23 protein-coding genes and 1 pseudogene are annotated in these 26,478 nt (G+C 43.9%); 9 read left to right on the top strand and 15 right to left on the bottom strand.

Annotated elements, in window-relative coordinates; translation table 11 throughout:
* The 3 genes from rplI (at position 1) to alr (ending at position 3,406) form a co-directional block, all read left to right on the top strand.
* A complete protein-coding gene (gene rplI / locus F955_RS07080; protein ID WP_004815692.1) occupies positions 1-447 on the top strand; it encodes a 50S ribosomal protein L9 in 447 nt (148 codons plus the stop codon).
* A 217-nt stretch (positions 448-664) separates the two neighbouring features.
* Positions 665-2,104 (top strand): replicative DNA helicase, encoded by a 1,440-nt coding sequence (gene dnaB, locus F955_RS07075; protein ID WP_004892911.1) that lies wholly within the window; start codon positions 665-667, stop codon positions 2,102-2,104.
* Positions 2,105-2,335: 231 nt separating this feature from the next.
* The gene (gene alr, locus F955_RS07070) at positions 2,336-3,406 is read left to right on the top strand and encodes an alanine racemase (protein ID WP_004892907.1); all 1,071 of its coding nucleotides are present in this window, start codon (positions 2,336-2,338) and stop codon (positions 3,404-3,406) included.
* Between the two features lie 44 nt (positions 3,407-3,450).
* Here the strand turns inward: alr and F955_RS07065 are convergent, their stop codons facing one another.
* The 5 genes from F955_RS07065 to F955_RS07045 all read right to left on the bottom strand — a co-directional run bounded on the left by F955_RS07065 (position 3,451) and on the right by F955_RS07045 (position 7,664).
* Positions 3,451-3,879, bottom strand: coding sequence for a BLUF domain-containing protein (locus tag F955_RS07065; protein ID WP_004892906.1), 429 nt, complete (start codon positions 3,877-3,879; stop codon positions 3,451-3,453).
* A 73-nt stretch (positions 3,880-3,952) separates the two neighbouring features.
* Positions 3,953-4,687 (bottom strand): proteasome-type protease, encoded by a 735-nt coding sequence (locus tag F955_RS07060; protein WP_004892902.1) that lies wholly within the window; start codon positions 4,685-4,687, stop codon positions 3,953-3,955.
* A gap of 12 nt (positions 4,688-4,699) precedes the next feature.
* Positions 4,700-5,482 (bottom strand): transglutaminase family protein, encoded by a 783-nt coding sequence (locus F955_RS07055; RefSeq protein ID WP_004892899.1) that lies wholly within the window; start codon positions 5,480-5,482, stop codon positions 4,700-4,702.
* Positions 5,479-6,081 (bottom strand): alpha-E domain-containing protein, encoded by a 603-nt coding sequence (locus tag F955_RS07050; RefSeq protein WP_004892897.1) that lies wholly within the window; start codon positions 6,079-6,081, stop codon positions 5,479-5,481. Before F955_RS07050 ends, F955_RS07055 begins: the two co-directional genes overlap by 4 nt.
* Before the next feature lie 23 nt (positions 6,082-6,104).
* On the bottom strand, positions 6,105-7,664 hold the full coding sequence (locus F955_RS07045; RefSeq protein WP_004892896.1) for a circularly permuted type 2 ATP-grasp protein: 1,560 nt from the start codon (positions 7,662-7,664) through the stop codon (positions 6,105-6,107).
* Positions 7,665-7,897: 233 nt separating this feature from the next.
* Between F955_RS07045 and F955_RS07040 the strand changes: the two genes are divergently transcribed.
* Both F955_RS07040 and F955_RS07035 read left to right on the top strand, forming a co-directional pair.
* Positions 7,898-8,899 (top strand): helix-turn-helix transcriptional regulator, encoded by a 1,002-nt coding sequence (locus tag F955_RS07040; RefSeq protein WP_004892893.1) that lies wholly within the window; start codon positions 7,898-7,900, stop codon positions 8,897-8,899.
* A gap of 457 nt (positions 8,900-9,356) precedes the next feature.
* On the top strand, positions 9,357-11,027 hold the full coding sequence (locus F955_RS07035; RefSeq protein ID WP_004892892.1) for an FMN-binding glutamate synthase family protein: 1,671 nt from the start codon (positions 9,357-9,359) through the stop codon (positions 11,025-11,027).
* 62 nt (positions 11,028-11,089) lie between these two features.
* Here the strand turns inward: F955_RS07035 and F955_RS07030 are convergent, their stop codons facing one another.
* From F955_RS07030 to F955_RS07015, 4 genes are read right to left on the bottom strand one after another with little or no spacing between them, the layout of a single operon-like run.
* Entirely contained in the window at positions 11,090-12,133 is a 1,044-nt protein-coding gene (locus F955_RS07030; protein ID WP_004892891.1) for an alpha/beta hydrolase, read from the bottom strand.
* Positions 12,133-13,266 carry a YdcF family protein gene (locus tag F955_RS07025; RefSeq protein ID WP_004892890.1) on the bottom strand — a complete coding sequence of 378 codons (1,134 nt, stop codon included), beginning with the start codon at positions 13,264-13,266 and terminating at the stop codon, positions 12,133-12,135. The genes F955_RS07030 and F955_RS07025 overlap by 1 nt, the downstream gene beginning before the upstream one ends.
* 11 nt (positions 13,267-13,277) lie before the next feature.
* Positions 13,278-14,312: a UDP-N-acetylmuramate dehydrogenase gene (murB, locus tag F955_RS07020; protein ID WP_004892889.1), complete on the bottom strand. Its 1,035-nt coding sequence runs from the start codon at positions 14,310-14,312 to the stop codon at positions 13,278-13,280.
* Between the two features lie 3 nt (positions 14,313-14,315).
* Positions 14,316-14,828, bottom strand: a complete 513-nt coding sequence (locus tag F955_RS07015) for a low molecular weight protein-tyrosine-phosphatase (protein WP_004892888.1) — start codon at positions 14,826-14,828, stop codon at positions 14,316-14,318.
* Positions 14,829-14,944: 116 nt separating this feature from the next.
* On the opposite strand from F955_RS07015, the gene F955_RS07010 reads away from it, so the two are divergent.
* On the top strand, positions 14,945-16,105 hold the full coding sequence (locus F955_RS07010; protein ID WP_004892885.1) for an iron-containing alcohol dehydrogenase: 1,161 nt from the start codon (positions 14,945-14,947) through the stop codon (positions 16,103-16,105).
* A 52-nt stretch (positions 16,106-16,157) separates the two neighbouring features.
* Positions 16,158-16,607, top strand: a complete 450-nt coding sequence (locus tag F955_RS07005; protein WP_004892884.1) for an acyl-CoA thioesterase — start codon at positions 16,158-16,160, stop codon at positions 16,605-16,607.
* 3 nt (positions 16,608-16,610) lie between these two features.
* On the opposite strand, the gene dnaX is transcribed toward F955_RS07005, so the two are convergent.
* The 5 genes and pseudogenes from dnaX to F955_RS06980 all read right to left on the bottom strand — a co-directional run bounded on the left by dnaX (position 16,611) and on the right by F955_RS06980 (position 23,159).
* Positions 16,611-18,704, bottom strand: a complete 2,094-nt coding sequence (dnaX, locus tag F955_RS07000; RefSeq protein WP_004892883.1) for a DNA polymerase III subunit gamma/tau — start codon at positions 18,702-18,704, stop codon at positions 16,611-16,613.
* A 128-nt stretch (positions 18,705-18,832) separates the two neighbouring features.
* A pseudogene (locus F955_RS06995) lies at positions 18,833-19,282 on the bottom strand (copper resistance protein NlpE N-terminal domain-containing protein).
* 83 nt (positions 19,283-19,365) lie between these two features.
* Positions 19,366-20,616: a serine hydrolase domain-containing protein gene (locus F955_RS06990; RefSeq protein ID WP_004892877.1), complete on the bottom strand. Its 1,251-nt coding sequence runs from the start codon at positions 20,614-20,616 to the stop codon at positions 19,366-19,368.
* A gap of 93 nt (positions 20,617-20,709) precedes the next feature.
* Positions 20,710-21,564, bottom strand: coding sequence for a MaoC family dehydratase (locus tag F955_RS06985; protein ID WP_004892874.1), 855 nt, complete (start codon positions 21,562-21,564; stop codon positions 20,710-20,712).
* 203 nt (positions 21,565-21,767) lie between these two features.
* Positions 21,768-23,159: a 3-oxoacyl-ACP reductase gene (locus F955_RS06980; RefSeq protein WP_004892871.1), complete on the bottom strand. Its 1,392-nt coding sequence runs from the start codon at positions 23,157-23,159 to the stop codon at positions 21,768-21,770.
* A gap of 240 nt (positions 23,160-23,399) precedes the next feature.
* On the opposite strand from F955_RS06980, the gene F955_RS06975 reads away from it, so the two are divergent.
* Entirely contained in the window at positions 23,400-24,914 is a 1,515-nt protein-coding gene (locus tag F955_RS06975; protein WP_004892868.1) for an acetyl-CoA C-acetyltransferase, read from the top strand.
* Positions 24,915-24,987: 73 nt separating this feature from the next.
* On the opposite strand, the gene aceI is transcribed toward F955_RS06975, so the two are convergent.
* Positions 24,988-25,419: a chlorhexidine efflux PACE transporter AceI gene (aceI, locus tag F955_RS06970; RefSeq protein ID WP_004815658.1), complete on the bottom strand. Its 432-nt coding sequence runs from the start codon at positions 25,417-25,419 to the stop codon at positions 24,988-24,990.
* Between the two features lie 98 nt (positions 25,420-25,517).
* Between aceI and aceR the strand changes: the two genes are divergently transcribed.
* Positions 25,518-26,408, top strand: a complete 891-nt coding sequence (aceR, locus tag F955_RS06965; protein WP_026056699.1) for an HTH-type transcriptional regulator AceR — start codon at positions 25,518-25,520, stop codon at positions 26,406-26,408.
* Positions 26,409-26,478 lie beyond the last annotated feature (70 nt).

The following is a 26,478-nucleotide window of genomic DNA, read 5'->3' as shown; positions in this document are numbered from 1 at the left end:
GTGGATATTATCTTATTACAACGCATTAAAAACCTTGGTAAACTTGGTGATAAAGTTTCAGTTAAAGCTGGTTACGGCCGTAACTTCTTGATCCCACAAGGTATGGCAGTTGCTGCTACTGAGTCAAACACTGCAGCTTTTGAAGCTCGTCGTGCTGAACTTGAGAAAGCTGAAGCTGATATTTTAGCTGCTGCTCAAGCACGTGCTGACCAATTGAACGAAGTAAATATCGTAATCACTGCGAAAGCTGGTGATGAAGGTAAACTGTTCGGTTCTATCGGTACTCGTGACATCGCTGACGCGTTGACAAATGCTGGTCTTACAGTTGACCGTGCAGAAGTACGTCTTCCAAATGGCGCACTTCGCAACACTGGTGAATTCAACATCGCAATCCAATTGCACCATGATGTTGTTGCAGAAGTTCTAGTTACTATCGTAGCTGAGTAATTTCTCACCAAGAAAAAGAGCATGCTTTGGCATGCTCTTTTTTTATCTAAAATAATTCGAAGATATAGCATATCTCACTTTCATTTTATTATTCGCGTAATTTTAAAAATACACTTCGCATTTTTTAACGGAACGCGTATTATTTCACTTCGTAGTTGATAGTTGCTATCCATCTCCGAGAATATTTAAACCATTGTATTAAAATTCAGGGCTTTATATGTCACAGGCGAATGCCAGCACTAAGCACAACAGCGCTAAACCAGAAATTGTTGCTGATACTCAGCTCAAGGAGTTTCGCACGCCTCCACACAATTTAGCGATTGAACAAGCTGTACTTGCTGCCTTAATGACGGTTGCCGAATCTTTTGAACAAGTCGGTGACGTGCTTATTGAGAACGATTTTTATGCAACCCGTCATAAATATATCTTCCGTGCGATTGATCAGCTGTCTAAGGACAACTCTCCTTACGATGCCGTATTGGTGCATGACTGGCTAATTAAACAGAATCTGCTAGATGCCATCGGTGGTGAAGAATACCTGATGCAGCTCATGGCTGACTCGCCATCAAGTTTCTACAACTTGGAAACTTACGCCAACAAGATCAAGGAATTCTCGACCTTACGTAGCATGATTAAAGTCAGTTCTGAAATCCTGCAAAATGCCTATGACACCAAAGGTCGTAGCGTCAGTGAAATTCTGGATCTGGCAGAAACCAATATTTTTTCGATTGCCGAGCAACATAATAATAATGCCAAGGCACAAGGGCCGAAGGCAATCAATACCGTCGTTGCAGATGTCTTTGATAAATTGAATGAACTTTCACAAATGGAAGGTTCGATTACTGGTCTCACCACCGGCTTCGTCGAACTCGACAATAAAACCTCCGGCATGCAATCCGGTGACCTGATTATTGTTGCAGCCCGTCCATCGATGGGTAAAACCACCTTTGCCATGAATCTGGTCGAAAGTGTACTGTTTAACAATAACCTGCCTGCTCTGGTTTACTCGATGGAGATGCCAGCCGACTCGATTGCCATGCGTTTGATTTCATCGTTTGGTCGTGTGCATCAGGGTCATTTACGTGCCGGTAAAATGGACAGTGATGAATGGTCTAAAGTCACCAGCACCATTGTGCATTTGCAAGAAAAGAACCTGTATATCGATGACTCCTCTGCTCTGCCACCAACGGAAGTTCGTGCGCGTGCGCGTCGTATTGCCAAAATGCATGGCGGTAAGCTCGGCTGTATTATGGTCGATTACTTGCAGCTCATGAAAGTGCCTGGCATGGGTGATAACCGTGTCGGCGAGATTTCGGAAATTTCCCGAAGCTTAAAAGCGCTCGCTAAAGAAATGCAGTGCCCTGTCATTGCCTTATCGCAGTTGAACCGTTCTCTGGAAAACCGTCCAAACAAACGTCCAGTTATGTCTGACTTGCGTGAATCTGGTGCGATCGAGCAGGATGCCGATTTGATCATGTTTATTTACCGTGATGAAGTCTATAACAAGGAATCTAAAGAAGCCGGGACTGCTGAAATTATTATCGGTAAACAGCGTAACGGTCCAATTGGTACTGTGCGTCTGGCTTTTGAAGGTCAATACACGCGCTTTAGTAACCTCTCTCCTGAGTTCTATGCGCAGTATGATGATGAAGAATAAATATTCTGCTTAAACCTGATTAAAAAAAAAGAGACTCAAATGGTCTCTTTTTTATTGCTTAAGCATACCTTGGAGGAAATTATATAAATGAGCATGTCCATTTGTGGCAGATAGGACTACAATATTTACAATTTTGAAATGACTGATTTTGTTTTATCAAAACAGTTATTTCTCTCCCTCTTTTGTGTATTTCACACAACATCATTTTGTCATCCCGAAGGAGTATCTAGGGTGCGCCAAGCAACAGTTTATATTGACAGTACAGCACTGCAATATAATTTAAACCGTGTCAAACAACTTGCCCCAACCGCTAAAATCGTCAGCATGGTTAAAGCCAATGCTTACGGACATGGAGTTAAAGACTGCTTAGCAGCCTTAAAAGATAGCGATGCCTTCGGTGTCGCCTGCCTTCAGGAAGCACTGGAAATTCGTGAACTCGGCTATCAGCAACCGATTACGCTGATTGAAGGTATTTTCTCTGCTGATGAAATGCAGATCGTGATCAATCAGAATATTGAAGTTGTGGTACATCATCAGGCACAGCTTGACTGGCTACTGGCTCATAAAGATGCTTATATCACTAAAGGCCTTAAAGTCTGGGTGAAACTGAACAGCGGTATGAATCGTCTGGGCTTTAAAATTGATGTGATTAAACAAGTGATCAATCAACTCAAAGCTGAAGGTTTTACTTGTGTACTTGCGATGCATTTTGCCAATGCAGACGCTGATCACCCATTGAATGAAGAGCAAGTCCAGCAGTTCCTTGAAGTGAAAAATGACTGTGCCCCACTCATGGGTTCGTGCTGCAACTCGGCTGCGATTTATAAATATCCTGAACTGCATTTTGACTTTGTCCGTCCAGGTATTATGCTCTACGGCGCGACTCCATTTGCAGATAAAACGATTCATGATCTGGATTTAAAACCAGTGATGACTTTCACAGCTGAAGTCATTGCGCTGAATCATATTAAAGCGGGTGAACACGTCGGTTATGGTTCGACTTTCACCGCAGATCAGGACATGACATTGGCCATTGTTTCAATTGGCTATGGTGATGGTTATCCACGCGCCTTCCCGAAACAGAATTATGTCGCAATTAATGGACAACAGACTCGCGTGATTGGTCGTGTCGCAATGGATATGATCGCAATAGATGCAACTGATCTCAATCTGCAGCTTGGCACTGAAGTAGAGCTGTGGGGTAAAACCCGCCTGGTCGATGATGTCGCTGAAGCAAATGGCACTATCGGCTATGAATTGCTGTGTCGTATGTCTGCACGTCCAGTCCGAAAACTGGTTTAAAATACCGTGCATTAAAAAGCCCAATATTAATTGGGCTTTTTAATTTAATTTTCTGTAGTTTCTTCTTGGTCTTGAGTTTGTAGCTGAGTTAACAGCGCATCTACATGAGCTTGTTCAAAACTATGTGGTGTAAAGTCATTAAAACCCATATTCGTACAAAAGTCCCGGATTTCATCGCGTCGTGAAATATACTTCATCGACCAGCCGGCAAAATTAATCTGCTCAAGCGGACGCATTTCAAAACGTTTGATATTCTCATGCCGTGGATCTTTACTTAGCTTTTCAAATAATACATTCAGATGTTCCAATTTACCTTCAAGACATTGAAAAAAATAGCCATCTGCAAAATATAACGCCCCAGTAATATCATGACGATAATTAAAATCTCGTGCCTCGGCCAGAATATCCGTTAAGTCATCGAGCAAATTCGACTTATCAGAGGTACTCTGACTGGCATAACAAAAATGATGCATGCTAACCTCTGTAATTTAAATTTTCTTAAATTTACCATGCCACTGTAACGTGATATCAAACAGATAGATAGTTTTATTGAAAATAATCTAAAGTTGGCTTAGGTAATTCCTGCAAACCTTTCTTCAAAGTATCCGACCACTGCTTACTGATTGTGGTGAAATATTCATCATCTTCCTGAATGCGTTTACCTGCCGGAATTTCAAATGTGTCTTTATGATAAACCAGCACATCCAATGGCATCCCTACGGAAACATTGGAACGTAAAGTCGAAGCGAAGGAAATCAGTGAACATCGCAGTGCTTCATCTAGCGGCATATCATAGCTGAGTGCTCGATCCAGAATCGGCTTGCCATATTTACTTTCCCCGATCTGGAAATACGGCGTATCACTGGTTGCACAGATAAAGTTGCCTTGCGGATAAATATGATAGAGCTGCATATCTTGTCCAGCAATCTGGCCTCCCACCAGTAAGCTGCAATAATAGTTGCTTTGCTCCATGGTATCTGTAGTTACACTTTCAATCACATGCTTCAAGGTGCGGCCGACCAGTTCCGCGACTTCAAACATGGTATGCAAACTGAGAATATTAGGTTCCTGATTCAGTTCCAGCTGATTTTTAATATGCCCGATCACCGCTTGTGTCGTAGCCAGATTTCCTGATGCCTGAATAACAATGACGCGCTCACCCGGAATACCAAAAGTATATAATTTGCGAAACACCGATATATGATCCACACCCGCATTTGTCCGAGTGTCACTAATGAACACCATCCCCTGCTCCAAACGAAGCGCACAACAATAAGTCATTTTTTGTCCTTGCTAACAACTTAGAACCTGGACGATGGAATGCATGGATTCCACTCCGCCCTTTTCTCTTACCCCACGTACCGGCGCGACGTCCCAATAGTCGCGCCCAATGGCAACATAAATATGTGCACTAGGTACAAATAACTGATTACTTACATCAAAGCAATACCAAGCCTGGTCAATAAATACCTCTGCCCAGGCATGACTGGCCAGATGAGAAGTATTTTGAGCATACAGATAACCCGAAACATAACGTGCCGGTAAGCCCAGATATTTGCACATGGCAATGAAAATATGAGCATGATCCTGACAGACACCCTGTTTCGCCTCAAAAGCATCAATGGCGGATCCATGTACCGAGCTACTATTTGTTATATACGGTACATGCTCCAATACCGCCTGAGCCAATGCGATCAGATTTAGACGCGTTGGAACTGGCACATACTGTTTTACAAAATCCTTCATCTCCTCATTACACTGAGTAGTTGAAGTTGGCTGCAAGAACAGGTTTGGATTGATCTGGTCATTCATTCCCTGATCATTATTCAAGGGATTTAAATCGACTATACCTTGCGCCATAATGGTTAAGTACTGATAAGGTGTGCGCTGAGTACTGGTAATCCACAAATTATGAAAGGCATCCCGGCTCAGCTCCCGACTGCCCGGCACGCTGACATCCCAGGAATGTACCTGCTGATGTACATTACTGGAAGGCATCATCTTAATGTACTGAATACTACTGGTGACAGTCTCGGTATAGCTATAATGTGTTTGGTGATTCACCATCAACTTCATACATTAATCTCAAACATATGATGAATATAATCACTGAATTGGTAAAAATTGATCAGGTCAGTATGGTCACGTAGCTGGTTCCAGTATTCATTCAGATCTGACCAGCCCATCTCAACCAAGGATTCAATCACATAATCAATTTTTGCAATTGTAGTGGTGGTGTCTTCACCTAGACGTAGCTCCTGATCAAGCTTTTCCAGACATTGACCCAGACTAAAAAACAGAAACACATCCGGAGCTTCACCTTCCAGAATATCCTGACAATCTGTAACGACATCACAGATATAACCGGCATTCTGATCAGCAGTACGAATCAGGCGGTTCAGTTCTGCATAAGCTTTGGCAGACAGTACACCACGTAGTTCCTGAATATTGTCACGCGCCACTTTAAACTGTTGATGGAATGAATAAGGTTGAGCCGGATCCAGCACCAGTTCATTTAGCGAACTGGCATCAAAGGCTGGGAGGCAGAATGCATGCGCATACGCAACTGCCGCATCATCTTCTAAAAATGGAAAATGGGCACATAAAAACTGTGTTCTTGATAAGTAGCGACCCAACCAAAAAATATGTTGCGCATTGGAATTAAGTAAAAGCATGACAAATTCCTTCTTTGCTATTTTTATGAATGGAGATTATCGACAATCCAGGTGTCCTTAATGCCACCGCCTTGGGAGGAATTCACGACCAGCGAACCTGCTTGCATTGCTACACGTGTCAGTCCACCCGGTACGATTTCAGTACGATAGGGTGAGCTAAGTACAAATGGACGCAAATCAATATGACGTTCTGTAATGCCATAATTGGTTAAAGTTGGGCTGACAGACAGATCCAGCGTTGGTTGGGCAATATATAAATGTGGCGCAGCCATGATTTTCTCTCTAAAGGTTTCAATCTGCTGTCTAGACGCCTGTGGACCGATCAGCATGCCATAGCCACCTGAACCTTGGGCTTCTTTCACAACCAGCTCATCAAGATGCGCCAATACATAACCAAGATCTTCAGCTTCACGGCATTGGTAAGTGGGAACATTCTTCAGAATGGGTTGTTCGCCAAGGTAGAAATTGATCATCTTATCCACATAAGGATAGATCGACTTGTCATCTGCTACGCCGGTTCCCGGTGCATTCGCAATAACAACGTTGTGCTGCAAATAGGCAGACATCAGGCCTGGTACGCCAAGGGTACTATCAGGTTTAAAACAAAGCGGATCGATATAGGCATCATCGACACGTCTATAAATAACATCTACCTGCTGACGACCACGTATAGTTTTTACATAAACTTTCGCGTTCTCTACATAAAGGTCACGTGATGTCACTAATGGCACATCCATTTCCCTTGCCAGGAAAGCATGTTCATAGTAAGCACTATTGAAACGGCCCGGAGTCAGGACCACGATAAAGGGATTATCGACAGCTGAGTTTTCTGCCAGAATTTCTTTGAGTAAATGTGGGTATTGCTCTATACCAGCAATAGGTGTCTGTTCAAACAGGCCTGGCATCAACTTTTCACTGATCTTACGGCTTTCCAGCATATAAGACACACCTGAAGGGGTCCTGAGGTTATCTTCAAGTACATAGAACTCACCCTTTGAGTCACGGATAATATCAATACCACTAATCTGACTATAAATGCTGCCTTTCAGACTATGCTGATACATGTGTGGCTGATAAGCCTCATGGGTCAGCACTTGCAGCTCAGGCACAATCCCAGCTTTGAGGATGTCCTGCTGATGATAGATGTCATGCAAAAACAGGTTCAGGGCTTTAACACGCTGTTCACAACCGAGTGCCACCATATTCCATTGCTTGCGTGCAATCACGCGTGGAATAATGTCAAAAGGGATGGTACGTTCGGTGCCTTCTTCATCTCCATAAACCGTGAAGGTAATTCCTTCATAAAGAAAATGTTCTTTTGCCAATTTATTCAGGGTGTTAAGCTCATCTAAAGTATGCTTTGACAGCCACTCTTCGATTTTTTGCCCAGCCAGACCATTCATATTCTGGTCATCACGCATTTCATTAAAGAATTTAGATGCCATCTGCTGCAGCACTTGTAGAGGTTTGCCTGTGTGAGTTGCTACCGTGTCCTTCGATTCTGTAAAATTAGTGTTAATCGCCGTTGTTGTAAAATTTTCTATAGTCGTTGTGATATTTGTATCCTGGGTTTCTTTTAGCATACAAACCTCGTCGTATTGTAATCAAATTGTATATTTAACAAAGCAATATCCATGCCATGCGGTATTTTTGTACTTACCATTAATCCCTTTATTTCCGAGCGACTCAATGGCATTTTTGCACCAATGTGTATCTATTCTGCTATCCTCGATTACTTAAAATACTTGCGAAAAAAATAGAGATTTTTTATTGTGTTAATGATTTTTTCTCAATTTGCAGATCCTAATTTCAGCTTATGACCGCACAAGAAAAAGAAACTTCGAATAGCCTTTATCGCCAATGGCAGATTTTATCGCGCCTGACGACCGGGAAATGGATGGGCACTCGCGAATTGCAGGAAATCCTGGAACGTGAAGGTGTGGAAATCAGTTTGCGCACTATTCAGCGTGACCTGAATCAGATTGCGCAGCGTTTTCCCATTGAAAGCAGCAAGACTATTCCACAGGGCTGGCGTTGGCGTTCCGATGCACCGATTCAAAGTCTGCCGCACATGACCAGTTCACAAGCAGTGACGTTTATGATGGTTGAGGAACACCTCAAACATCTGTTACCACCCAGTCTGATTGAGGAAATGAATCCCTGGTTTGATCTGGCACGTCGCAGCCTGTCAACCCAGAATAATGTACGACAATGGATTAACCGGGTCCGTATCGTTCCTGCGACTCAGCCGCTGATTCCGCCTGTCGTAGACCGTCAGGCACAACAGGCGATTTATGAAGGGCTGTTACAGGATAAGCAGCTGGAATGTATCTATCAGGGTCGCGGGCAAAATAGTGAAGAAAAAAACTATATTCTCAACCCGCTGGCATTGGTACAAAAAGGTTCGATCATTTATCTGGTATGTACCCGTCATGACAAATCTGATATTCAGACCTTTGCCCTACACCGGTTTAAATCTGCGAATGTTTTAAATACGCGTGCCCTGCATCCGGTGAACTTTGATATTGATGAATATATTGAATCCGGTGCTTTGGGCTTCCGGGTCAACTTTGACCAGCCTACTGAAAATGTCATGCTGAAGCTGCACATGCCTGAAGCAGATGCACACTATTTTGAAGAAAGCCAGCTCAGCCGCGATCAACAGATTGAAAAGCTTGATCATGGTATGGCTCTCATTAGTGCAACAGTGCCTTTTACTTCACAGCTGGTATGGTGGCTACGCAGCTTTGGTAACAAAATTCAAAAAATTGAACCTGAGCACGTTTCCCGAGCCGTATATCAACAAGACGAAGCATAAAACAAACATAAAAAAAGCCCCATTCCCGGGACTCATAATTTTTTATATTGTTTTTGTCATTGTTCTGGTTGATCGGCTGCTGATCCTGCATATACCTGTCTTGTTCCCCAGATATATGCAGTAAGGAAGTTTCATAGTTAAGGTCATTACATACATGAGCACGCAAGCTCTGCAGTATTGAACCGGATTGATTTCTTCGTCATACCATCTCCTCCGCTATTGGATAAAATTACTTTAAACCAGCTTTTCCTGCATGTGAAATAAAAAGAAGCGATGCCTTTTGCAGATTTTTTTCATAGGATTTTTCCTGCTAAACATATTATTTTGGTTAATTTTTAATCCAAACAATCTTTCCAAGTTAAACCTATAAAATCCAATAACAATTTTGTTCTTGTATAAAACCGCGAAGCCTTGAAAATCTGAAGGTCTGATAAGAACAACAGGGAATCAAGATTTTATGGCAAATCCAGCTCAACTTGTCCGGCATAAACTGCTAAATACCTTTTTTTCACGGTATTCTATCTGGTTCCTTTGTATTTTTATTGCGTTGGTATTCACCGGCTTTCATATCGGCTATTCACCCCGCTATATTTACTATTTCATGCCTCAAACGCTGGTCAATACGCTGTGGATTATTAGCGCTGTCCTGAGTGTGGTGGGGCTCTATGATGTACTACAACACCGGCATTCTATTCTCAGGAACTATCCGATTATGGGTCATTTCCGCTTCCTGTTTGAAGAGTTCCGTCCTGAAATTCGCCAGTACTTTATTGAAGCCGATCAGGATGCCCTGCCTTTTTCCCGTATGCAGCGCAGTCTGGTTTATCAACGTGCCAAAAATGAAAATTCTGACAAGCCTTTTGGTTCGATTATCGATGTCTATAACCATGACTATAAGTTTGTCACGCATTCGATTATTCCTTGCCCACCCGCAGATCCGGCGACTTTCAGGATTACGATTGGCAATGAACAATGCAAGCAGCCTTATAATGCTTCAATCATGAATATCTCCGCCATGAGTTTTGGCAGTATGAGTGCCAATGCTATCCGTGCGCTTAATCTGGGTGCAAAAATGGGCAATTTCTACCATGATACAGGTGAAGGCAGCATTAGCCCCTATCATCTGGAAAATGGCGGAGACCTGGTTTGGGAAATTGGTAGTGCTTACTTTGGTTGTCGTACACTGGACGGCCAGTTTGATCCGGTCAAATTTGCGGAGAAAGCCAAAATTCCACAAGTGAAAATGATTGAAATCAAGTTGTCTCAAGGTGCGAAACCAGGACATGGTGGGATTCTTCCAAAAGCCAAGATTTCTGAGGAAATTGCGGAGATTCGCGGAGTTAGCCGCGAACATGACTGTGTTTCGCCAGCCAGTCATCCTGCATTTGGCACACCAATTGAAATGATGGAATTCATTCAGCAATTACGTGAGCTGTCTGGTGGCAAACCGGTTGGCTTTAAGCTATGTCTGGGGCAGCCCTGGCAATTTATGAGTATCGTCAAAGCAATGCTGCATACTAAAATCCTGCCGGACTTTATTGTGGTCGATGGTTCAGAAGGCGGTACAGGTGCAGCACCGATTGAGATGATTGACAATATTGGCGTTCCCCTGCGTGAAGGCTTATTGTTCGTTCATAACACATTAGTAGGCGCAGGATTACGCAAACAGATCAAAATTGGTGCAAGCGGCAAGATTATTAGTGCATTCGATATCGCCAGTACGATCGCCATTGGTGCAGACTGGGTCAATTCAGCACGTGGTTTTATGTTTGCTATTGGCTGTATTCAAGCGCAAAGCTGTCATACCAACCAGTGTCCGGTTGGTGTTACTACTCAGGATAAAAGCCGCCAAAAGGCGCTACATGTGCCAAGCAAGGCGGAACGAGTCTATAATTATCATAAAAGCACCCTTAAAGCACTCTCCGAAATGATTGCTTCCGCTGGTGTTTGTCATCCATCTGGTATTAAACCTCATCAACTGGCTCAACGCATCAACAGCCATGAAATTAAAAACTATGCACAATTACACTTCTGGATGAAAGAAAATGAGCTGCTTCACTGTGAAAATCGTGATGAAGAAAACTTTTATTACCGCATGTGGAATATCGCAACTGCAGAAAAATTTTAAATATATCTAAATGAAAAAGGCGATTCTTTAGAATCGCCTTATCTACTATTCATCATCTGAACTTAATAATAAGTTCGACCACCCTGTGCATGCAGAAAGGCTGGAATCAGACCGGTCAGTGCCGCACGAATATCAGCTCGCTCATTAATCAACTGATGCGAACCTTCCTCTAACATCAACAAGGTTTGCAGGCGGAATTTACGCCGAATAAATTCGATGTTATAACGCCAATCCACCGTCTGATCCTGCGCCCCCTGCGCCAGCCATACCGGAATACGGCAAGCTGGCCGGTCTTCCATCTGCTGCATCCAACGTGACATCGCCAGAATCCAGTCCATGCCCATCATACGGGGTTGTAATGGATCTTTTAAACGCACAAAGCGCAGGAATTCAGGGTTATGGTTATTACGTCTGAAATGGCGTGGTACTTCACGCTTAATCCGGCGAATAATCCCGAGACCTACAGAGTTATGCCACCATGCTGTTTTAGCTGGACGAATCAGTGGTGAAAGTAACAGTACGCGATCTACAAAGGGATTTTCACGACGTTCTGCAAACTCCAGCAAGTGGTGCATCCAGATTGCACCACCAGTACTTTGTCCGATACCTAACCAGGGTTTTGGCAACTGCGTTGCATGACGTACATAACAGTGCACTGCATGCAATACTTGCTGGTAATGGTCAAAGTTCTGAATATTGGCCGATGAACCATTACTCAAGCCGTGCCCTGGCAAATCAAAGGTGAGTACACTAAACCCTTCTTCCAGTAGCTCTTTGACAATTGGCTGATAGATCCCGCTATGTTCCAGATAGCCATGCAATAGAAACACCGTTCCCTGAATTTTATCAAAACGGCTTTCGGTCAGATCCGGCTCAAAGACTTGCACATGCAATTTAAACAATGGCATTTGCACATAACCTTGCCAGTGTTTCGCATTGAGCAGGTCAAAACCATACAGTTTCCGGTAAGCCTGTAATTCCAGCGTAGACTGCATGTCCCGATTCAGATTTAATGGTTGCAACAGCTGTGGCGTAATATCCCGGTTGGGGACTGGTAATTCCAGCTGTTTGAGAATTGTCGGGTTTAAAAATGGGATATCTGACATTAAGGTACCTCCCGACAGTCACTTGATCCAAACCACACATCCCGAAGTGTTGCTAAGAGTTCATAGTTAGCCCGTCGGCTATGATCATAGTTTTTAACACTTGGACGCCATGTAGTAAGTGAATTTGGCATTGGCGCTTCCACCGGAATGGTCTGAATACCGTTAAGTGCGAACAGACGGCGTGTACGTGGCATATGATAGCGATCCGTGATCAGGATCACCGTAGGGGCTCCACCCTTCTTCTGTAACAGCAATGAGCTGAAACGGGAATTCTCACAGGTATTCATACTGCGGTCTTCAAGCAGTTTGGCATCCACATCATAGGCTTGTAACCAGCGTTGCATATACGGTGCTTCTACTCCACTCAAAACAATCGGCAGATCATACTGTTTTTCGACTTCCAGGGTTTTTTCCAGGCGCAGACGAGTATAGTCATTGACGATAATATCTTTACCATTTTCATGCAGGGTCAAACCGCCGCCCAAGACCACAATAGCATAAGGTTTGGACATCTCATCCTGCACTGGCTGAGTTTGGTCATGATTTAAAGTTGCGAGGTCTTCGGCAAATTCCACATTGGTCATTTGCGCAATATTTTGCTGATGCTGTTCAACATCATAGCTTTTCAAGAATTCTATAAACTGTCCCATCTGGGCAGCATTTTCATCACTGCTCAAGCTTAACAATTCAGTCAGATCATCTGGTTCTACTACATCAGCTGCTTCTATTTCAGTCACCAGCAATGGTACCTGAACTTTCTGCTGTTCAGATTTTTCTGCCTCAGCTTCACGTTCATCTTCAAGTAACTGCTGTAAAGCTTTATAGCGTGCCTGAATCAGTGCCAGGTTCTGTGACTGATTTTTGGAAATATCTTCTTCCATCACCTTGAGATAGGCCTGGCGTGCAATCCATAACTCAGAACCTGGCTCCAGTGTTTCATTGACACTTAAGGAGGCCTGTTTCTGGCTTGCAGCCGCGATCTGATTGACCTCGACCGGAACAAAATAGTTCAGTCCTTTGACCACCAGATGTGAATAAAACGGCGAATAAAGAAAGACTACGAACAGTGCGCACAGCACAAATAGTACTGAGACTACTTGAACTATTCGAACCATCCAGTGTGCTTTATCCATCTATTTATCCTTTAATCCTGATGTGAGCGGATCATGCCATTTTCAGCAAATAAAACTGGCTCCGGTTCAAGCAGAACACCAAATTTTTCCTGAACGTCCGCCTGTACGGCCTGGTAGGTTGCACGCACGTCCTTGAGCGAGGCATTGGCATAATTCACCAGCACCAGCGCCTGCTTATGGAACATACCGACTGAACCCAGCTGTTTACCTTTCCATCCGCTTTGGTCAATCAACCAGCCGGCTGCCATTTTAACTTGATTATTTGGCTGCGGATAATGAGGTAAATTCGGGAATTGTTGAGCAATTTGGTCAAAAAATTGTAAATCAACTACTGGATTTTTAAAGAAACTACCGACATTTGGATATTCTTTAGGATCAGGCAATTTGCTCTGACGAATCTGAATCACCTGGCGCTCCAGATTTTCTGGCGTCTGTTCCTCACCCACTGCTGTTTTCAGGTCACCATAATTGAGTTTAAGCTCCGGCTGTTTCAACAGACGGAAGATGACATGGGTAATGATGTAACGGCCCGGATGATCTTTAAAGATACTATGACGGTAGGCGAAGTCACAATCTGCTGCTTTGATTGAGCTAAAACTGTGATTTTCACGATCATAGACTTCAACGCTTTCAATGAATTCCCCGACCTCTACCCCATAGGCACCAATATTCTGTACTGGCGAAGCACCAACAAGACCTGGAATTAAAGCCAGATTTTGCAGGCCATAAAAGCCTTGTTGTGTGGTCCATACTACAAAATCATGCCAACTCTGGCCTGCTCCGACACGAAGGCGTTGCACCTGATCATCCGCATCCAGCAGTTCAATGCCCTGAATGTCCATATGCAATACCAGTGCATAAATCTGTTCCGGTAAAAGCATATTGCTACCACCAGACAGAATCAGAACATTCAGCTGTTGCTGTTTGGCAAAATCCAGAGCCTGAATCAGATCATCATTTGATTGAATTTTGCAGTAATGTGATGCAATTGCATCCAGACTGAGAGTATTAAAAGGTTTAAGTTGAACCTGTGTTTGGATTTGCATGACTTAAACCTTAAGCTCTTTTTGTTGCATTTTAAAGACATCGATCCACGCAAGACTGCTGGATTCACACTGATTAAGTACACGTTCAAAACCCTCAGCACCGCCATAATAAGGATCGGGTACTGCCTGTTTTGGATAGTCAGAATCATATTCACTCATCAAGGCGACTTCAGCACGTAATTGGCCAAGTTGTTGTTGAGCACGTTTCTGGAGTGCAAGAATATCCCTGAGATTGTCTTCATCCATCGCGAGCATCAGATCAAAATCAAGGAAATCCTGTAGAGTCAGCTGACGGGCACGCAATGCAGACAGATCATAACCCCGCTTTAAGGCATGTTCCTGACTGCGCAGATCAGGCGCTTTACCCGGGTGATAATTACTGGTTCCCGCCGAATCAATCATGATATTGAGATTATGTACATCGCAATAATGTCTGAGGACCACCTCTGCCGTGGGAGAACGACAAATATTTCCCAGACAAACACATAACACCTTAAATGGCGTTCTGGATGACATAAACAACCTCAGCACTACTTTATTTTCAGGATTCTTATGTTAAGTTATTTGTATAGTGAATCCTATATCACAACGCCACAATAATATGAATTTGGATAAAAATTAAGGAAGCAGCCATGCAAAGATTTCAATTTCAGACTGTTCCCAACATCATTGCCGGACTTGGCACGATTCGTGAGCTGCACCAAATTCTACAGAAAGGCAAATATGTCCGCGTGCTACTGGTGACCGATCAAGGCATGATTGCGCAGAATCTGCATGAGGAAGTTTTATACATTATCAATGAAGCAGGTCTGGATTATGCCATCTATGCCGATGTGCAGGCAGATCCACCAGAACATATCATAGCGGATGCCATTTCTTTCGCCCGTCAGGAACAGATCGATGTGGTGATTGGTTTTGGTGGTGGCAGTTCACTGGATGTGGCCAAGATTATTGCGGTCTTGAGCCATCCACAGCAGACCCAATGCCTGAATGAACTCTATGGTATCGATCAAGTTGAAGGCCCACGTCTACCACTGATCCTAATCCCGACTACGGCAGGAACCGGTTCGGAAGTCACCCCCATTTCGATTGTGACCACAGGTGAAACCACCAAAACCGGAATTGTTTCGCCTTTGCTGTTTGCTGATATTGCAATTCTGGATGCCAGCTTTACCCGTGGTTTACCTAAACATATTACGGCAGCGACTGGCATTGATGCGATGGTGCATGCCATAGAAGCGTATACATCGAAAATCAAGAAAAATCCCTATTCGGATATGCTGGCCAAACAGGCATTAAAGCTCCTGAACAACAATCTGACTCGTGTTCTGGATGATGGAGATGACCTGGAAGCACGCCAGAATATGCTGGTCGGTTCCATGCTGGCTGGCCAGGCTTTTGCCAACGCACCTGTTGGTGCGGTACATGCACTGGCTTATCCACTTGGCGGGCATTTTCATCTGTCCCATGGACATAGCAATGCGATTGTGCTGACAGAAGTACTGAAGTTTAATGCCCCTGCTGCCAAACAGAAATATGCCGAACTAATGACCTGGCTCGATCCCCACAGTAAAGGCTGTCATGATGGCTTAACTGATCTGTTTATTGATCATTTTAATAATCATCTGCAACGCAGTGGTTTACCTTTAAAACTTGCTCAGCTGGATATTCCTGAGCATCTGTTAATGATACTGGCTGAAGATGCCATGAAACAGACTCGACTACTGCAAAACAACCCGCGTGATATGACTGTAGAGGATGCTTTACAAATCTATCAGGCGATTTATGCCTAATGTTTACCAATTAAACGCTTAAATTAATCTCAATTTTTATAAGAAATGATTCATGAGCAAAGCACCTGTCAAAACCCGTGAGCAATATACTTTTTTCCTCAGCATCCAGACCCGCTGGGCGGACAATGATCTATACGGCCATGTCAATAATGTCACCTATTACAGCTATTTTGATACCGCAGCCAATGCCCTGCTGATCCAACATGCCGGTTTTGATCCACGAACGTCTCCGAATATCGGTTTGGTGGTGAATTCCTGCTGTCAGTTTAATCAGGAACTGTCTTATCCTGAAGTGATTGAGGTCGGTGTCAGTATCGCCAAACTAGGAGGTTCTTCCCTGACTTATGACCTGGCTATTTTTAAGCAAGGCAACGACCAGGCTGCTGCCCAAGGCAGTTTTGTACATGTTTTTGTCGATCGTCATACACGAAAAAGCACCCCGATTTCAAATGAAATACGGGATGCCCTATGTCCATTTATGCACAGTAGCTGTGAAATCTAGAACTTATTTCAGCTGAATGTTTTTCAATTCTGCATCGAAGTTTTGTACCAGATCTTTCACAGCAGGCTCTGCATGTAGCAACTCCTCAGCACGTTTAAATGCACGCACTTTACGTTCACGCTGCATGGTATAAGGTGTCAGTTCATTGACATCTTCAAACTTCACCTTGAATTGCGTACCTGTCCATTGCTGTTTTAAAGCTTCTTCTAAGGTATGTTGCAACTGACCGAGTAACTGCTGGTAACGCTCCGGAATATGAAAAACTGATTCTCCATCAATCTGCCCAGTCATAATGCCGTACTGTGCCAGCTCCTGTACCGCTGGTGAAAGCTGGCTATTGCGGAACCAGAATTCCCATTTTTCTACAGTCCATTCACCTTGCATGTCCTGTACCGGAATTTGCAGGATATCCTGTGGCATTAGATTACGATCTGTTGAAATATCTGCATTTGCTATCTGGACATGTCCAACTTCTGTCGGTGCAATAGGCGCTACTTGGGATTCAACTGCAATATTTTCAACAGTTTCTGGCTCAGGTGCTGCTGCAGACAAACTGAATTCAGGCTCATTCTGTTCTACAGGCGCAGCAGCACGATTTTCAGGAAGATATTCTTCTAACAGGAAATCATCACTACAGGCTTCTGTGCTTGCTATAGCTGGTTCCGCCGGCACATCATCAAAACCAAACAGTCCATCATCCACACTTGGATCAAACATAATCTGATCCGTACTTGGTTGCTTAACTGTCGTAGGTTCTGCTGCCTGTGCTTCGACAGGCGCAGTATGTAAATCTGGTTCATCTTCCACATCGAGAAAATCATCAGAAGATGATTCAGACTGCGCAGTGGCTGAGCTATATTCTGGCTCATCCTCATAACCATCATCTAATGGAAAATCCTCGACCACCGGTGATGCAACTGGAGCACTTTCCTGTTGGGGTACAATACTTGGCTGTGCAGATACAGGTGTCACTTGCTGTACTGGTACAGTATTGGCTGGAATCTCATTTGGCTGTAATGGACGAAAAGCCAGCAAGCGCAGCACCGTCATTTCAAAGCCCTGCTCCTGCGTTACTGCCATTTGCAGATCAGCACGACCCTTACAGGCAATTTGATAATACAGCTGCAGATCTTGTGCCGAAATCAGTCCTGAGAGCTGCATGATTTTCTGGTTAATTTCAGCACTATATTTCAGACTTAAATCTGGCAAATATTGTAAAAGTGCCAGTTCATGCAAGGTCGAAATCAGCTGATCTAGTACTAGAGATACATCTAGTGCCTGCTGCCGGAACTGGAGTAAAAGTTCACTGACACGGGCCTTCTGATTCTGGTGAACCGCCAAAATCAGGTCATAGATAATGGTACGGTCAATCAGACCCAGCATCTCTTTTACATCCTGATGCTGAATCGCACCCTGGCCATAAGCAATGGCCTGATCGGTCAGCGACAGTGCATCACGCAATGAACCTTGTGCAGATTCAGCAATTTGCCAGATTGCATCTTGGTCAGCCTGAATACTTTCTTTTTGTAAAATATGCCCCAGGTGATCAGTAATTTCATCGACTGCTAATGGACGTAAAGTAAACTGTAAACAGCGCGAAATAACCGTAATCGGGAGTTTTTGCGGATCTGTGGTTGCAAACAGGAACTTCACATGTTCAGGTGGTTCTTCCAGCGTCTTTAACAAGGCATTGAAAGAATGGGTGGAGAGCATGTGCACTTCATCGATCAGATAGACCTTAAAGCGCCCTTGAGTCGGTGCATAGGGAACGTTATCTAACAGTTCACGTGTATCTTCAACTTTTGTACGGGAAGCTGCATCGATCTCGATCAGGTCAATAAAACGGCCTTCATTCACGGCAGTACAGGTTGGACAGACCTCACATGGCGTTGAAGTCACACCTGTTTCACAGTTCAGGCATTTTGCAAGAATACGTGCAATCGTCGTTTTACCCACACCGCGCGTGCCCGTAAACAAATAGGCATGATGCAGACGGCCACGTTCGAGCGCACTGGTTAAGGCACGAGAAACATGGTTTTGACCCACCAATTCATTGAAATTACGAGGACGATATTTTCGTGCAAGTACCTGATACATGTATGCTCCTTTTTACAGGTCTAAGCATACTGTTTTTTTGATAAATAGTGAAATAAATGCAGGAATTGAATAAATAAAAATCCCTTTTCTATCCAGATAAAAAAAGGGATATAAAACAGAAGCTTTTATCAAGAATTTAGGCTTTCAGCTAAAATAAAATCACTTTGCATCTGATAGCGTTTGCCTGTTTGATCTTCACGAATTTCGAGTAAACCCCTTTCCAGATCAACAAACAGTAAATTTCGTTTAGCGACGTTGAGCAATTCAATCTTCTGTCGACTGTCATCCTGAAAACGGATTTTACCGCTAATCGTTTCAATCTCATTATGACCGCTCAGACTCTCACGTGCCAGCACAAAGGTTTCATCTTCATTTAGTCGAAGTTTTACAGCCATTCCCGGACAATCTTCACAACTGGACAAACATCCCATACACGGTGTTGTGCCCTGATATTCACCCGCCCAGGCCATTTGCATCGCCTAAGCTTCAATTGCAGTTTGGGCTTTATCCTGTTTGGTATCCTGACAACCCCATAGTGCCGCCGTTGCCACGATTGGAATCAAAATAACTTTCTTCATGACTTTAGATTCAGCATGTTGATTATGCGGCAACATACCATAGTGAATACCGTGAGGTAAATTGTATTAATTTGTCGGGAATCTCAAAACCAGCCCTTACGTCCGGTCTGGATCTGATCAGCGCAACGTAAGGCTTCCTGAGTTAAGCCCCACAGACGGTAATCTCCAGTAATGGAAGCAGTAGGAAAATTATGGGTATAAGCAAAACTCAGTTTACGTTCCGGATCACACCAGGCTCCAGAACCATTAAAACCGACATGACCAAAACCTTTCGTTGATTTTCCTAAGGTCAGGATGCGGTGATAGCCCAGACGCCAATGCATCGGAAACGGCATAATCCGGTCACGATGAGTATATTGCACCGTACTTAAACGTGTAAAAGTCTGTTGGGAAATAAGGTCTTGTCCCTGCCATTGGCCTTGTTGTGCCAGCATGGCATAGACTTTTGCCAGACTCTGAGCAGTAAATACCCCAGTTGCTGCTGGAATAATGGCTTTAAGCCCTTCGTCACTAAAGAAGTTGAGATGCTTCATACCTTTAGGAATCATGGCATCCTGAAAATCCTGCGGATTTTGACCACTCAGCTCTAAGGCGCGTTCCATCAGATTAGGCTTCCTTGGTTGATGAGTTTGATCTGCGCGTGACCGAGTCTGTTCTTTTTTCCGGTGAATCGGACGAGCAACACGTAGCAATTCATGCTCAGGCACACCAAAGTAAGCACCATCTAGCTGTAATGGTTGCACCAGATATTGCTCCATCAACTCAGCAAGTGTTTTGCCAGTCGCTTTTTCCAATGCTCCACCGACCTGCCAGCCAAAAGTGAGCGGCTGATAAGCTGCATCCGTTCCTAAAGCAAAACGTGGTCTGGCTGCGGCAACGCGTTGCAGTATATGCGACCAGTCCACCATTTCCCGGGCATCCTCGATGATATTGCGAATATCATACAAACCACTTTGATGGCTGAGTATATGTGCCAGCGTGATCTGGTCTTTGTCTTGCTGGGCAAACTCTGGCCAGTATTCTGCTACAGGTGTGTCATAGCTGATCAGTCCATGACTGACCAGGATATGTGCCAAGGTCGCTAAGACACCTTTGCCAGTGGAATAACACACTGACAGCGTATCCGGTTGCCACAGTTCCTGTTCAGATTTTTTGCCGGTATAAATATCCAGGACTTTTTCACCCTGATGATAAACCACCAGTGCAGCCCCCCCCTGTTCGGCACGTGCATCCTGAAAACGACTAAACTGCACGGCCAGATCCTGAAAGCGAGGATCAACATAACCTAGATAGTTTTCGGTACTGGCAGATAGATATTGTTTAATCGGTTTCATGCGTCCTTCCTTGATACATGTTTCAAATGAGATCTAATATTTGTACAGGCTGAAATAAAAAAAGCCTAAATCAAGTTTAGGCTTTTTAGATCATTATAAAGCTTTGATGCTACCTGAAACATGCGGTTTCTGGCTTTTCGCATTACGGATCAGGAATTCAGTATCATTGTCTGATTTCGCAGTCGTGAACTGCACTTTAGATGGCAAGTACATCGGTAGCTTAAACCACACGTCCGCTTCATAGGCATCTGGCAGGGTCAGGCTGGCTAAAGCTCTCGCCTTACTCCACATGCCATGGGCAATCGCCTGTTTAAAACCGAAAGCTTTAGCTGTTAGTGCATGAATGTGAATCAGGTTAAAGTCACCTGAAGACAGAGCATAGCGACGACCAGTATTTTCAGAGATATCCCATTCCGCATTCACTTCATAATTCGGTGTTTTGCTTTCTATGGTTTTTGCAGATGCTTTTGCATCAGTTTTTTGACGTGACAAGTAAGTGGTTAATGCTTCAACCACGACATCATTACCAACTTTCACTGTAGTAATGAAATTAAACTGTACGCCTTTATCATGTGGCTGCAACTCACCAAACTTGCAAGATAAAGTCAGCTGTTCATTCACACCCACTTTACGGTATTGCTTGACCTGATTGCGGATATGCACCAACCCTAGAATTGGAAATGGGAAAGCTTCCGAGGTCATCATATGCATTTGCAGACTTTGTGAAAGTACTGCCAGATAGATCGCCGGGATATAACCATTGTTCTTAAAACCACAGACGGCGTTGTAAGCTTTTAAATGCTTTTGATCGACCTTGAATGAATCTACCACGTATTCAACTTGCGGCAGGACCTTTTCACCCTTTGGCTTTTTTGAAATGAGGCCCTGAATGATTTTTGGATAAGCAAGATACGGCTTTGGAAGTTGATTAAAATGGCGAGTATGCATACTGAACCTTTGGAATATTTTTATTTCAATTTGGATTGAAAGCCCCTTCTCCCTCTGGGAGAAGGGTGGGATAAGGGTAATACCTCATCCTGCCTTCTATTCAATTTATTTAACCTTTCCCTACCTCTCTCCTACGAGGAGAGGAAATTCTTGATCTACTCTACGGGTTAACGTACAGAGAGAAAAGAACTTTTCAGAAAGAATTAAGCCCCTAACAGGCTCTGACCACAGACACGAACCACGTTGCCATTCAAGCCTGTAGATGCAGTTGAAGCGAACATTGCAATCGTTTCAGCGACATCGACTGGTAAACCACCTTGACTCATTGAATTCATACGGCGGCCAGCTTCACGAATTGCGAAAGGAATTGCAGCAGTCATTTGAGTTTCAATAAAACCAGGAGCAACGGCGTTAATGGTAATACCATTGCTTAAAGTTGGGGCTGTATATTTCACAATACCGACTACACCCGCTTTAGAAGCTGCATAGTTAGTTTGACCCAGATTACCTGCAATACCAGAGATTGAAGATACACAGATGATACGGCCGTTAGCGTTCAGACCGTCATTATTCAACAGGTAATCATTAACGCGTTCAATCGCTGACAGGTTGATGTTAATTACCAGATCCCAAAGCTCAGGCTTCATGTTTGCCAAAGTCTTGTCACGGGTAATACCGGCATTATGCACGATGATATCTAAACCGCCCTGCGCAGCTGCCGCCACTTTGATTTTTTCACCAGCATCAGCTGCAGTAATATCAATTGCCAAGGTAGAACCACCAATCTCACCTGCTACACGATCAAGATCTGCTTGCTGTTGCGGAACGTCCAGACAGATCACATGTGCACCATCACGTGCCAGTACATGAGCAATCGCTTCACCAATACCACGGCTAGCACCTGTGACTACAGCTGTCTTGCCTGCCAAAGGTTTAGTCCAGTCCACATCGTGAGTTGCTGCGCGAGATACGCGAATCACCTGACCAGACACATAGGCAGAACGTGGAGAAATCGCAAAGCGCAGTGCAGACTCGAGATTTGCCTCAGCTCCATTGTCCACATAGATCAGGTTCGCCGCGATGCCTTTCTTGAATTCTTTACCCACTGATTTTACAAAACCTTCAAGCGCACGTTGTGCAATCGCCTGCTTCACTGACGTTGCAGATTCAGGAGTTGTTCCTACAATCACTACACGACCAGATGCCTGGATTTGACGCGCGATTGGATTAAAGAAATCATATAACGCTTTTAAATCGTCCGAATTCTGAATACCAGACGCATCAAAAATCGCTACTTTGAATTTTGATTCTTTGTCGCCCTGGTTAAATGCACCCAGGTTCAGACCCGCTTGTGCAGCTGCCTGTTGCAGTTCAGCATTATTTCCCGCATAGCTATTGGCATGAATATTTGCCAAAACCTGTGCAATTGAACCAGTCAAAGTACTGCCAGGTGCAGCACCTACTAAAACGGCGCCTTTGACTACAGGAGTTGCAGAGTCATAGCGCTCAAGGAAGGTTGGGGATGGAAGGCCCAGGTTTTTAATGACAAATTTACCAATAGGAGATTTTGCGAACGCTTGGTACTGATCAGTCATGATTATTATCTCTCATACAAATTAATTTTTGATCGATCTAAAGTTATGCTTTAACTTCAATATGATGTCAGATACTTATAATTCAATAGATCCATCAGATTCCGGTCAATAATACTTGAGATAATAAACAGATGACTTGACCTAAGCGCACTCTGTAATGTCATTCTAGTCAATTCAGCCTATAGCCTTCTATGCTAATGTAGCGACCAAGAAGATGATCAATTTGCCTGGTAAAGCCTTATGAGCAAAACAACTCAAGAAAATCCAGCGGTCGAGAATCCTGTAGCCGAAAGCGTGTCAAAACCATCAACAGCACGCAAGCGCACAAGCAAAACGACGAGCGCAACGTCTGCAGAAAAAAGTCCGACGAAAACCATGCGCCCCCGTGCTGCGTCTAATCGTGCGGAAAATACGACTTCAAGCAATAAAACCTTAACACCAAAAACACAGATTTCTGTTCAACAGGACCAAGACATGAGCCAAAATACAGTTCGCCGCGTTGCTATTATCGGTGGTAACCGCATTCCATTTGCACGTTCTAACGGTGCTTACTTTACGGCATCCAATACTGATATGTTCACCGCAGCCCTGAATGGCCTGATTGAACGTTTTAATTTACAAGGTCAACGCCTGGGTGAAGTCGTAGCTGGTGCAGTATTGAAACACAGCCGTGACTTTAACATGACGCGTGAGTGCGTACTGAACACTGCCCTTGCACCTGAAACTCCGGCTTATGACATTCAGCAGGCATGTGGTACTGGTCTGCAAGCTGCATTCCTGGTTGCCAATAAAATTGCATTAGGTCAAATCGAAGTCGGTGTAGCTGGTGGTGTAGATACTACTTCTGACGCGCCAATCGCATTTGGTGATGGTTTACGTAAAGCTTTACTTGAACTGAACATTGCTAAAACAGCAAAAGATCGTTTGAAAGCTTTAACCAAAATCAATGTGAAAGACCTGATGGATGCACCGAAAAATGGTGAGCCACGTACTGGCCTGTCTATGGGCGACCATCAGGCAATCACAACACTGGAATGGGGCATTTCTCGTGAAGCACAGGATGAACTGGCTGCATCTTCACACCAGAAAATGGCAGCAGCATACGAAGAAGGTTTCTTTGATGACCTGATCACACCATTCCTAGGTCTTGAGCGTGACAATAACCTGCGTCCAGATTCTTCAGTTGAAAAATTGGCAAAATTGAAACCCGCTTTCGGTAAAGGCGATGCACGCACCATGACGGCGGGTAACTCTACTCCGCTGACGGATGGTGCATCTTGCGTACTGTTAGCATCTGAAGAATGGGCAAAAGCCAATGGTCATGAAGTACTGGCTTACTTAACTTTCCAGGAAACTGCGGCAGTTGATTTCGTTGAGAAAAAAGAAGGCCTGTTGATGGCACCTGCTTATGCCGTTCCACGTATGCTGGAGCGTGCTGGTCTTAAACTTCAAGATTTCGATTACTATGAAATCCATGAAGCATTTGCATCGCAAGTACTTTCAACTTTGAAAGCATGGGAAGATCCGAAATTCTGTAAAGAGCGTTTAGGCTTGGATGCACCATTGGGTTCAATCGACCGTGCCAAACTGAATGTAAAAGGCTCTTCACTGGCAGCGGGTCACCCATTTGCTGCAACAGGTGGCCGTATCATCGCGACTGCTGCGAAACTATTAAACCAGAAAGGTTCAGGTCGTGTACTGGTGTCGATCTGTGCGGCTGGCGGTCAAGGTGTGACTGCGATTATTGAAAAATAATCTTTACATCTGATTTAAAAAAGCACCTCAAGTGAGGTGCTTTTTTATTGTTCATGCAATATCCTAACGCACATCAACTTTTCGCATATTCAGTGCGAATTCCCATTTTGATCTCAATCTGGTCATAGCACCACTGGAAAATAAAGGTATAGACCAGAATACATAGCGTTAAACTCAAATCTGTCAAAATTGCCTGCCACAAGCTCATCTCTAAGGCATATGCCACCATCGGAATGGTCGCCAGCATCAAGCCACCTTCAAAACCGATAGCATGCGCAATACGCACTTTAATGGTTCTTTTCAGCTGATGTTTCGCCTCGATCTTTTCAAAATAATGGTTAAACAGCATATTCCAGACTACGGATGTGACTGCCATGGCAACACCTAAAGTTCCGGTCACTTCCATTGGCAACTGAAAGATATAACTCAGGGCAATGGCAATGATGACCAACAGAATGATCTCATAGCTCAGCGCATGCACTATCCTTCTGCTTGAAATTAACATCTCTGCTTACTCAAATAGCTTAATAATAGTGCCTAGTTTATTTCCAATTATTTGATTATTCGAGTTAGAATCTTTCAAAAATATTGACAGATAAAAGCATGAATATTAATCAGGAACAATTAATGCTGTTTAAAGCAGTGATAGAGACTGGCTCCTTCTCGGCAGCCGCACGCAAGCTTGGCAAAGTGCCCTCCGCGGTGAGTATGGCCATTGCCAATATGGAAATTGATCTGGATTTACAGCTTTTTAAACGGATTGGCCGTGAGCCACAGCCTACAACAGCAGCTCAAGTGCTGTATGAAAAGACTGAACAACTGTTGGTAGAAATGAATCAGTGGAAGCAACATGCTCAAGCATTAAGCTCAGGGCTAGAATCCGAACTGAATATTGTCATCGTATCTGAGCTCCTACACACGCGCTGGACTGATTATGTAGTCTTACTGGAACAGCAGTTTCCGGATTTACAAATCAATGTATTTTCTGCCCCGCAAGAAGATGCTCACCGACTGCTATTTGAAGGTGCTGCCCAACTCGCACTAATGTTTGAACGAGAGCAACTGGAGACCCGGGAGCAGTTTGTAGAACTGAAAAAAGAAACGCTGGTTGCCGTTGCCGCGAAATCCCATGCTTTAAGTCAGCTTGATCAGGTCAGCTATGAGCAGATTCTGAATAGTCGCCAGATTGTAGTTGCCAGCCGTGATCATCAGATCAAGCCAGAACTGTTATTTTCCAGAAACTATTGGCGTACCGATAACCATCACTCTGCCTATCGACTGATTAAACAGAGTCTAGGCTGGGGGATTTTACCGATGGAAATGCTGCATGAACATCCACATATTCAGGAACAACTGCATATTCTGGATCTGTATGATTTCACCCCAAAGTTTGATTATTTTGTCGATCTGGTCTGGAGTCGTGAAACAAAACTCGGTCAGGCTGCACATTTTTTGATTAATCACATCAGAAATCAACGCAAAAATACAGATTAGTTACTGAAAATAGTCGGTGAACACTTGGGAAATAAGCACTTTGTGATATAACAGAATGCATAAGCAATAA

It is taken from the genome of Acinetobacter schindleri CIP 107287 (assembly GCF_000368625.1).
GTDB classification, from domain to species: Bacteria; Pseudomonadota; Gammaproteobacteria; order Pseudomonadales; family Moraxellaceae; genus Acinetobacter; species Acinetobacter schindleri.
Note: the sequence above shows the minus strand (reverse complement) of the source record. Positions and strands in the feature narration are given on the sequence as shown.

Bases quoted from the DNA above. Each gene is read 5' to 3' on its own strand.
- dnaB (WP_004892911.1), top strand. From the start codon at position 665: ATGTCACAGGCGAATGCCAGCACTAAGCACAACAGCGCTAAACCAGAA.
- F955_RS07065 (WP_004892906.1), bottom strand. From the start codon at position 3,879: ATGCATCATTTTTGTTATGCCAGTCAGAGTACCTCTGATAAGTCGAAT.
- F955_RS07060 (WP_004892902.1), bottom strand. From the start codon at position 4,687: ATGACTTATTGTTGTGCGCTTCGTTTGGAGCAGGGGATGGTGTTCATT.
- F955_RS07055 (WP_004892899.1), bottom strand. From the start codon at position 5,482: ATGAAGTTGATGGTGAATCACCAAACACATTATAGCTATACCGAGACT.
- F955_RS07050 (WP_004892897.1), bottom strand. From the start codon at position 6,081: ATGCTTTTACTTAATTCCAATGCGCAACATATTTTTTGGTTGGGTCGC.
- F955_RS07045 (WP_004892896.1), bottom strand. From the start codon at position 7,664: ATGCTAAAAGAAACCCAGGATACAAATATCACAACGACTATAGAAAAT.
- F955_RS07040 (WP_004892893.1), top strand. From the start codon at position 7,898: ATGACCGCACAAGAAAAAGAAACTTCGAATAGCCTTTATCGCCAATGG.
- F955_RS07035 (WP_004892892.1), top strand. From the start codon at position 9,357: ATGGCAAATCCAGCTCAACTTGTCCGGCATAAACTGCTAAATACCTTT.
- F955_RS07030 (WP_004892891.1), bottom strand. From the start codon at position 12,133: ATGTCAGATATCCCATTTTTAAACCCGACAATTCTCAAACAGCTGGAA.
- F955_RS07025 (WP_004892890.1), bottom strand. From the start codon at position 13,266: ATGGATAAAGCACACTGGATGGTTCGAATAGTTCAAGTAGTCTCAGTA.
- murB (WP_004892889.1), bottom strand. From the start codon at position 14,312: ATGCAAATCCAAACACAGGTTCAACTTAAACCTTTTAATACTCTCAGT.
- F955_RS07015 (WP_004892888.1), bottom strand. From the start codon at position 14,828: ATGTCATCCAGAACGCCATTTAAGGTGTTATGTGTTTGTCTGGGAAAT.
- F955_RS07010 (WP_004892885.1), top strand. From the start codon at position 14,945: ATGCAAAGATTTCAATTTCAGACTGTTCCCAACATCATTGCCGGACTT.
- F955_RS07005 (WP_004892884.1), top strand. From the start codon at position 16,158: ATGAGCAAAGCACCTGTCAAAACCCGTGAGCAATATACTTTTTTCCTC.
- dnaX (WP_004892883.1), bottom strand. From the start codon at position 18,704: ATGTATCAGGTACTTGCACGAAAATATCGTCCTCGTAATTTCAATGAA.
- F955_RS06990 (WP_004892877.1), bottom strand. From the start codon at position 20,616: ATGAAACCGATTAAACAATATCTATCTGCCAGTACCGAAAACTATCTA.
- F955_RS06985 (WP_004892874.1), bottom strand. From the start codon at position 21,564: ATGCATACTCGCCATTTTAATCAACTTCCAAAGCCGTATCTTGCTTAT.
- F955_RS06980 (WP_004892871.1), bottom strand. From the start codon at position 23,159: ATGACTGATCAGTACCAAGCGTTCGCAAAATCTCCTATTGGTAAATTT.
- F955_RS06975 (WP_004892868.1), top strand. From the start codon at position 23,400: ATGAGCAAAACAACTCAAGAAAATCCAGCGGTCGAGAATCCTGTAGCC.
- aceI (WP_004815658.1), bottom strand. From the start codon at position 25,419: ATGTTAATTTCAAGCAGAAGGATAGTGCATGCGCTGAGCTATGAGATC.
- aceR (WP_026056699.1), top strand. From the start codon at position 25,518: ATGAATATTAATCAGGAACAATTAATGCTGTTTAAAGCAGTGATAGAG.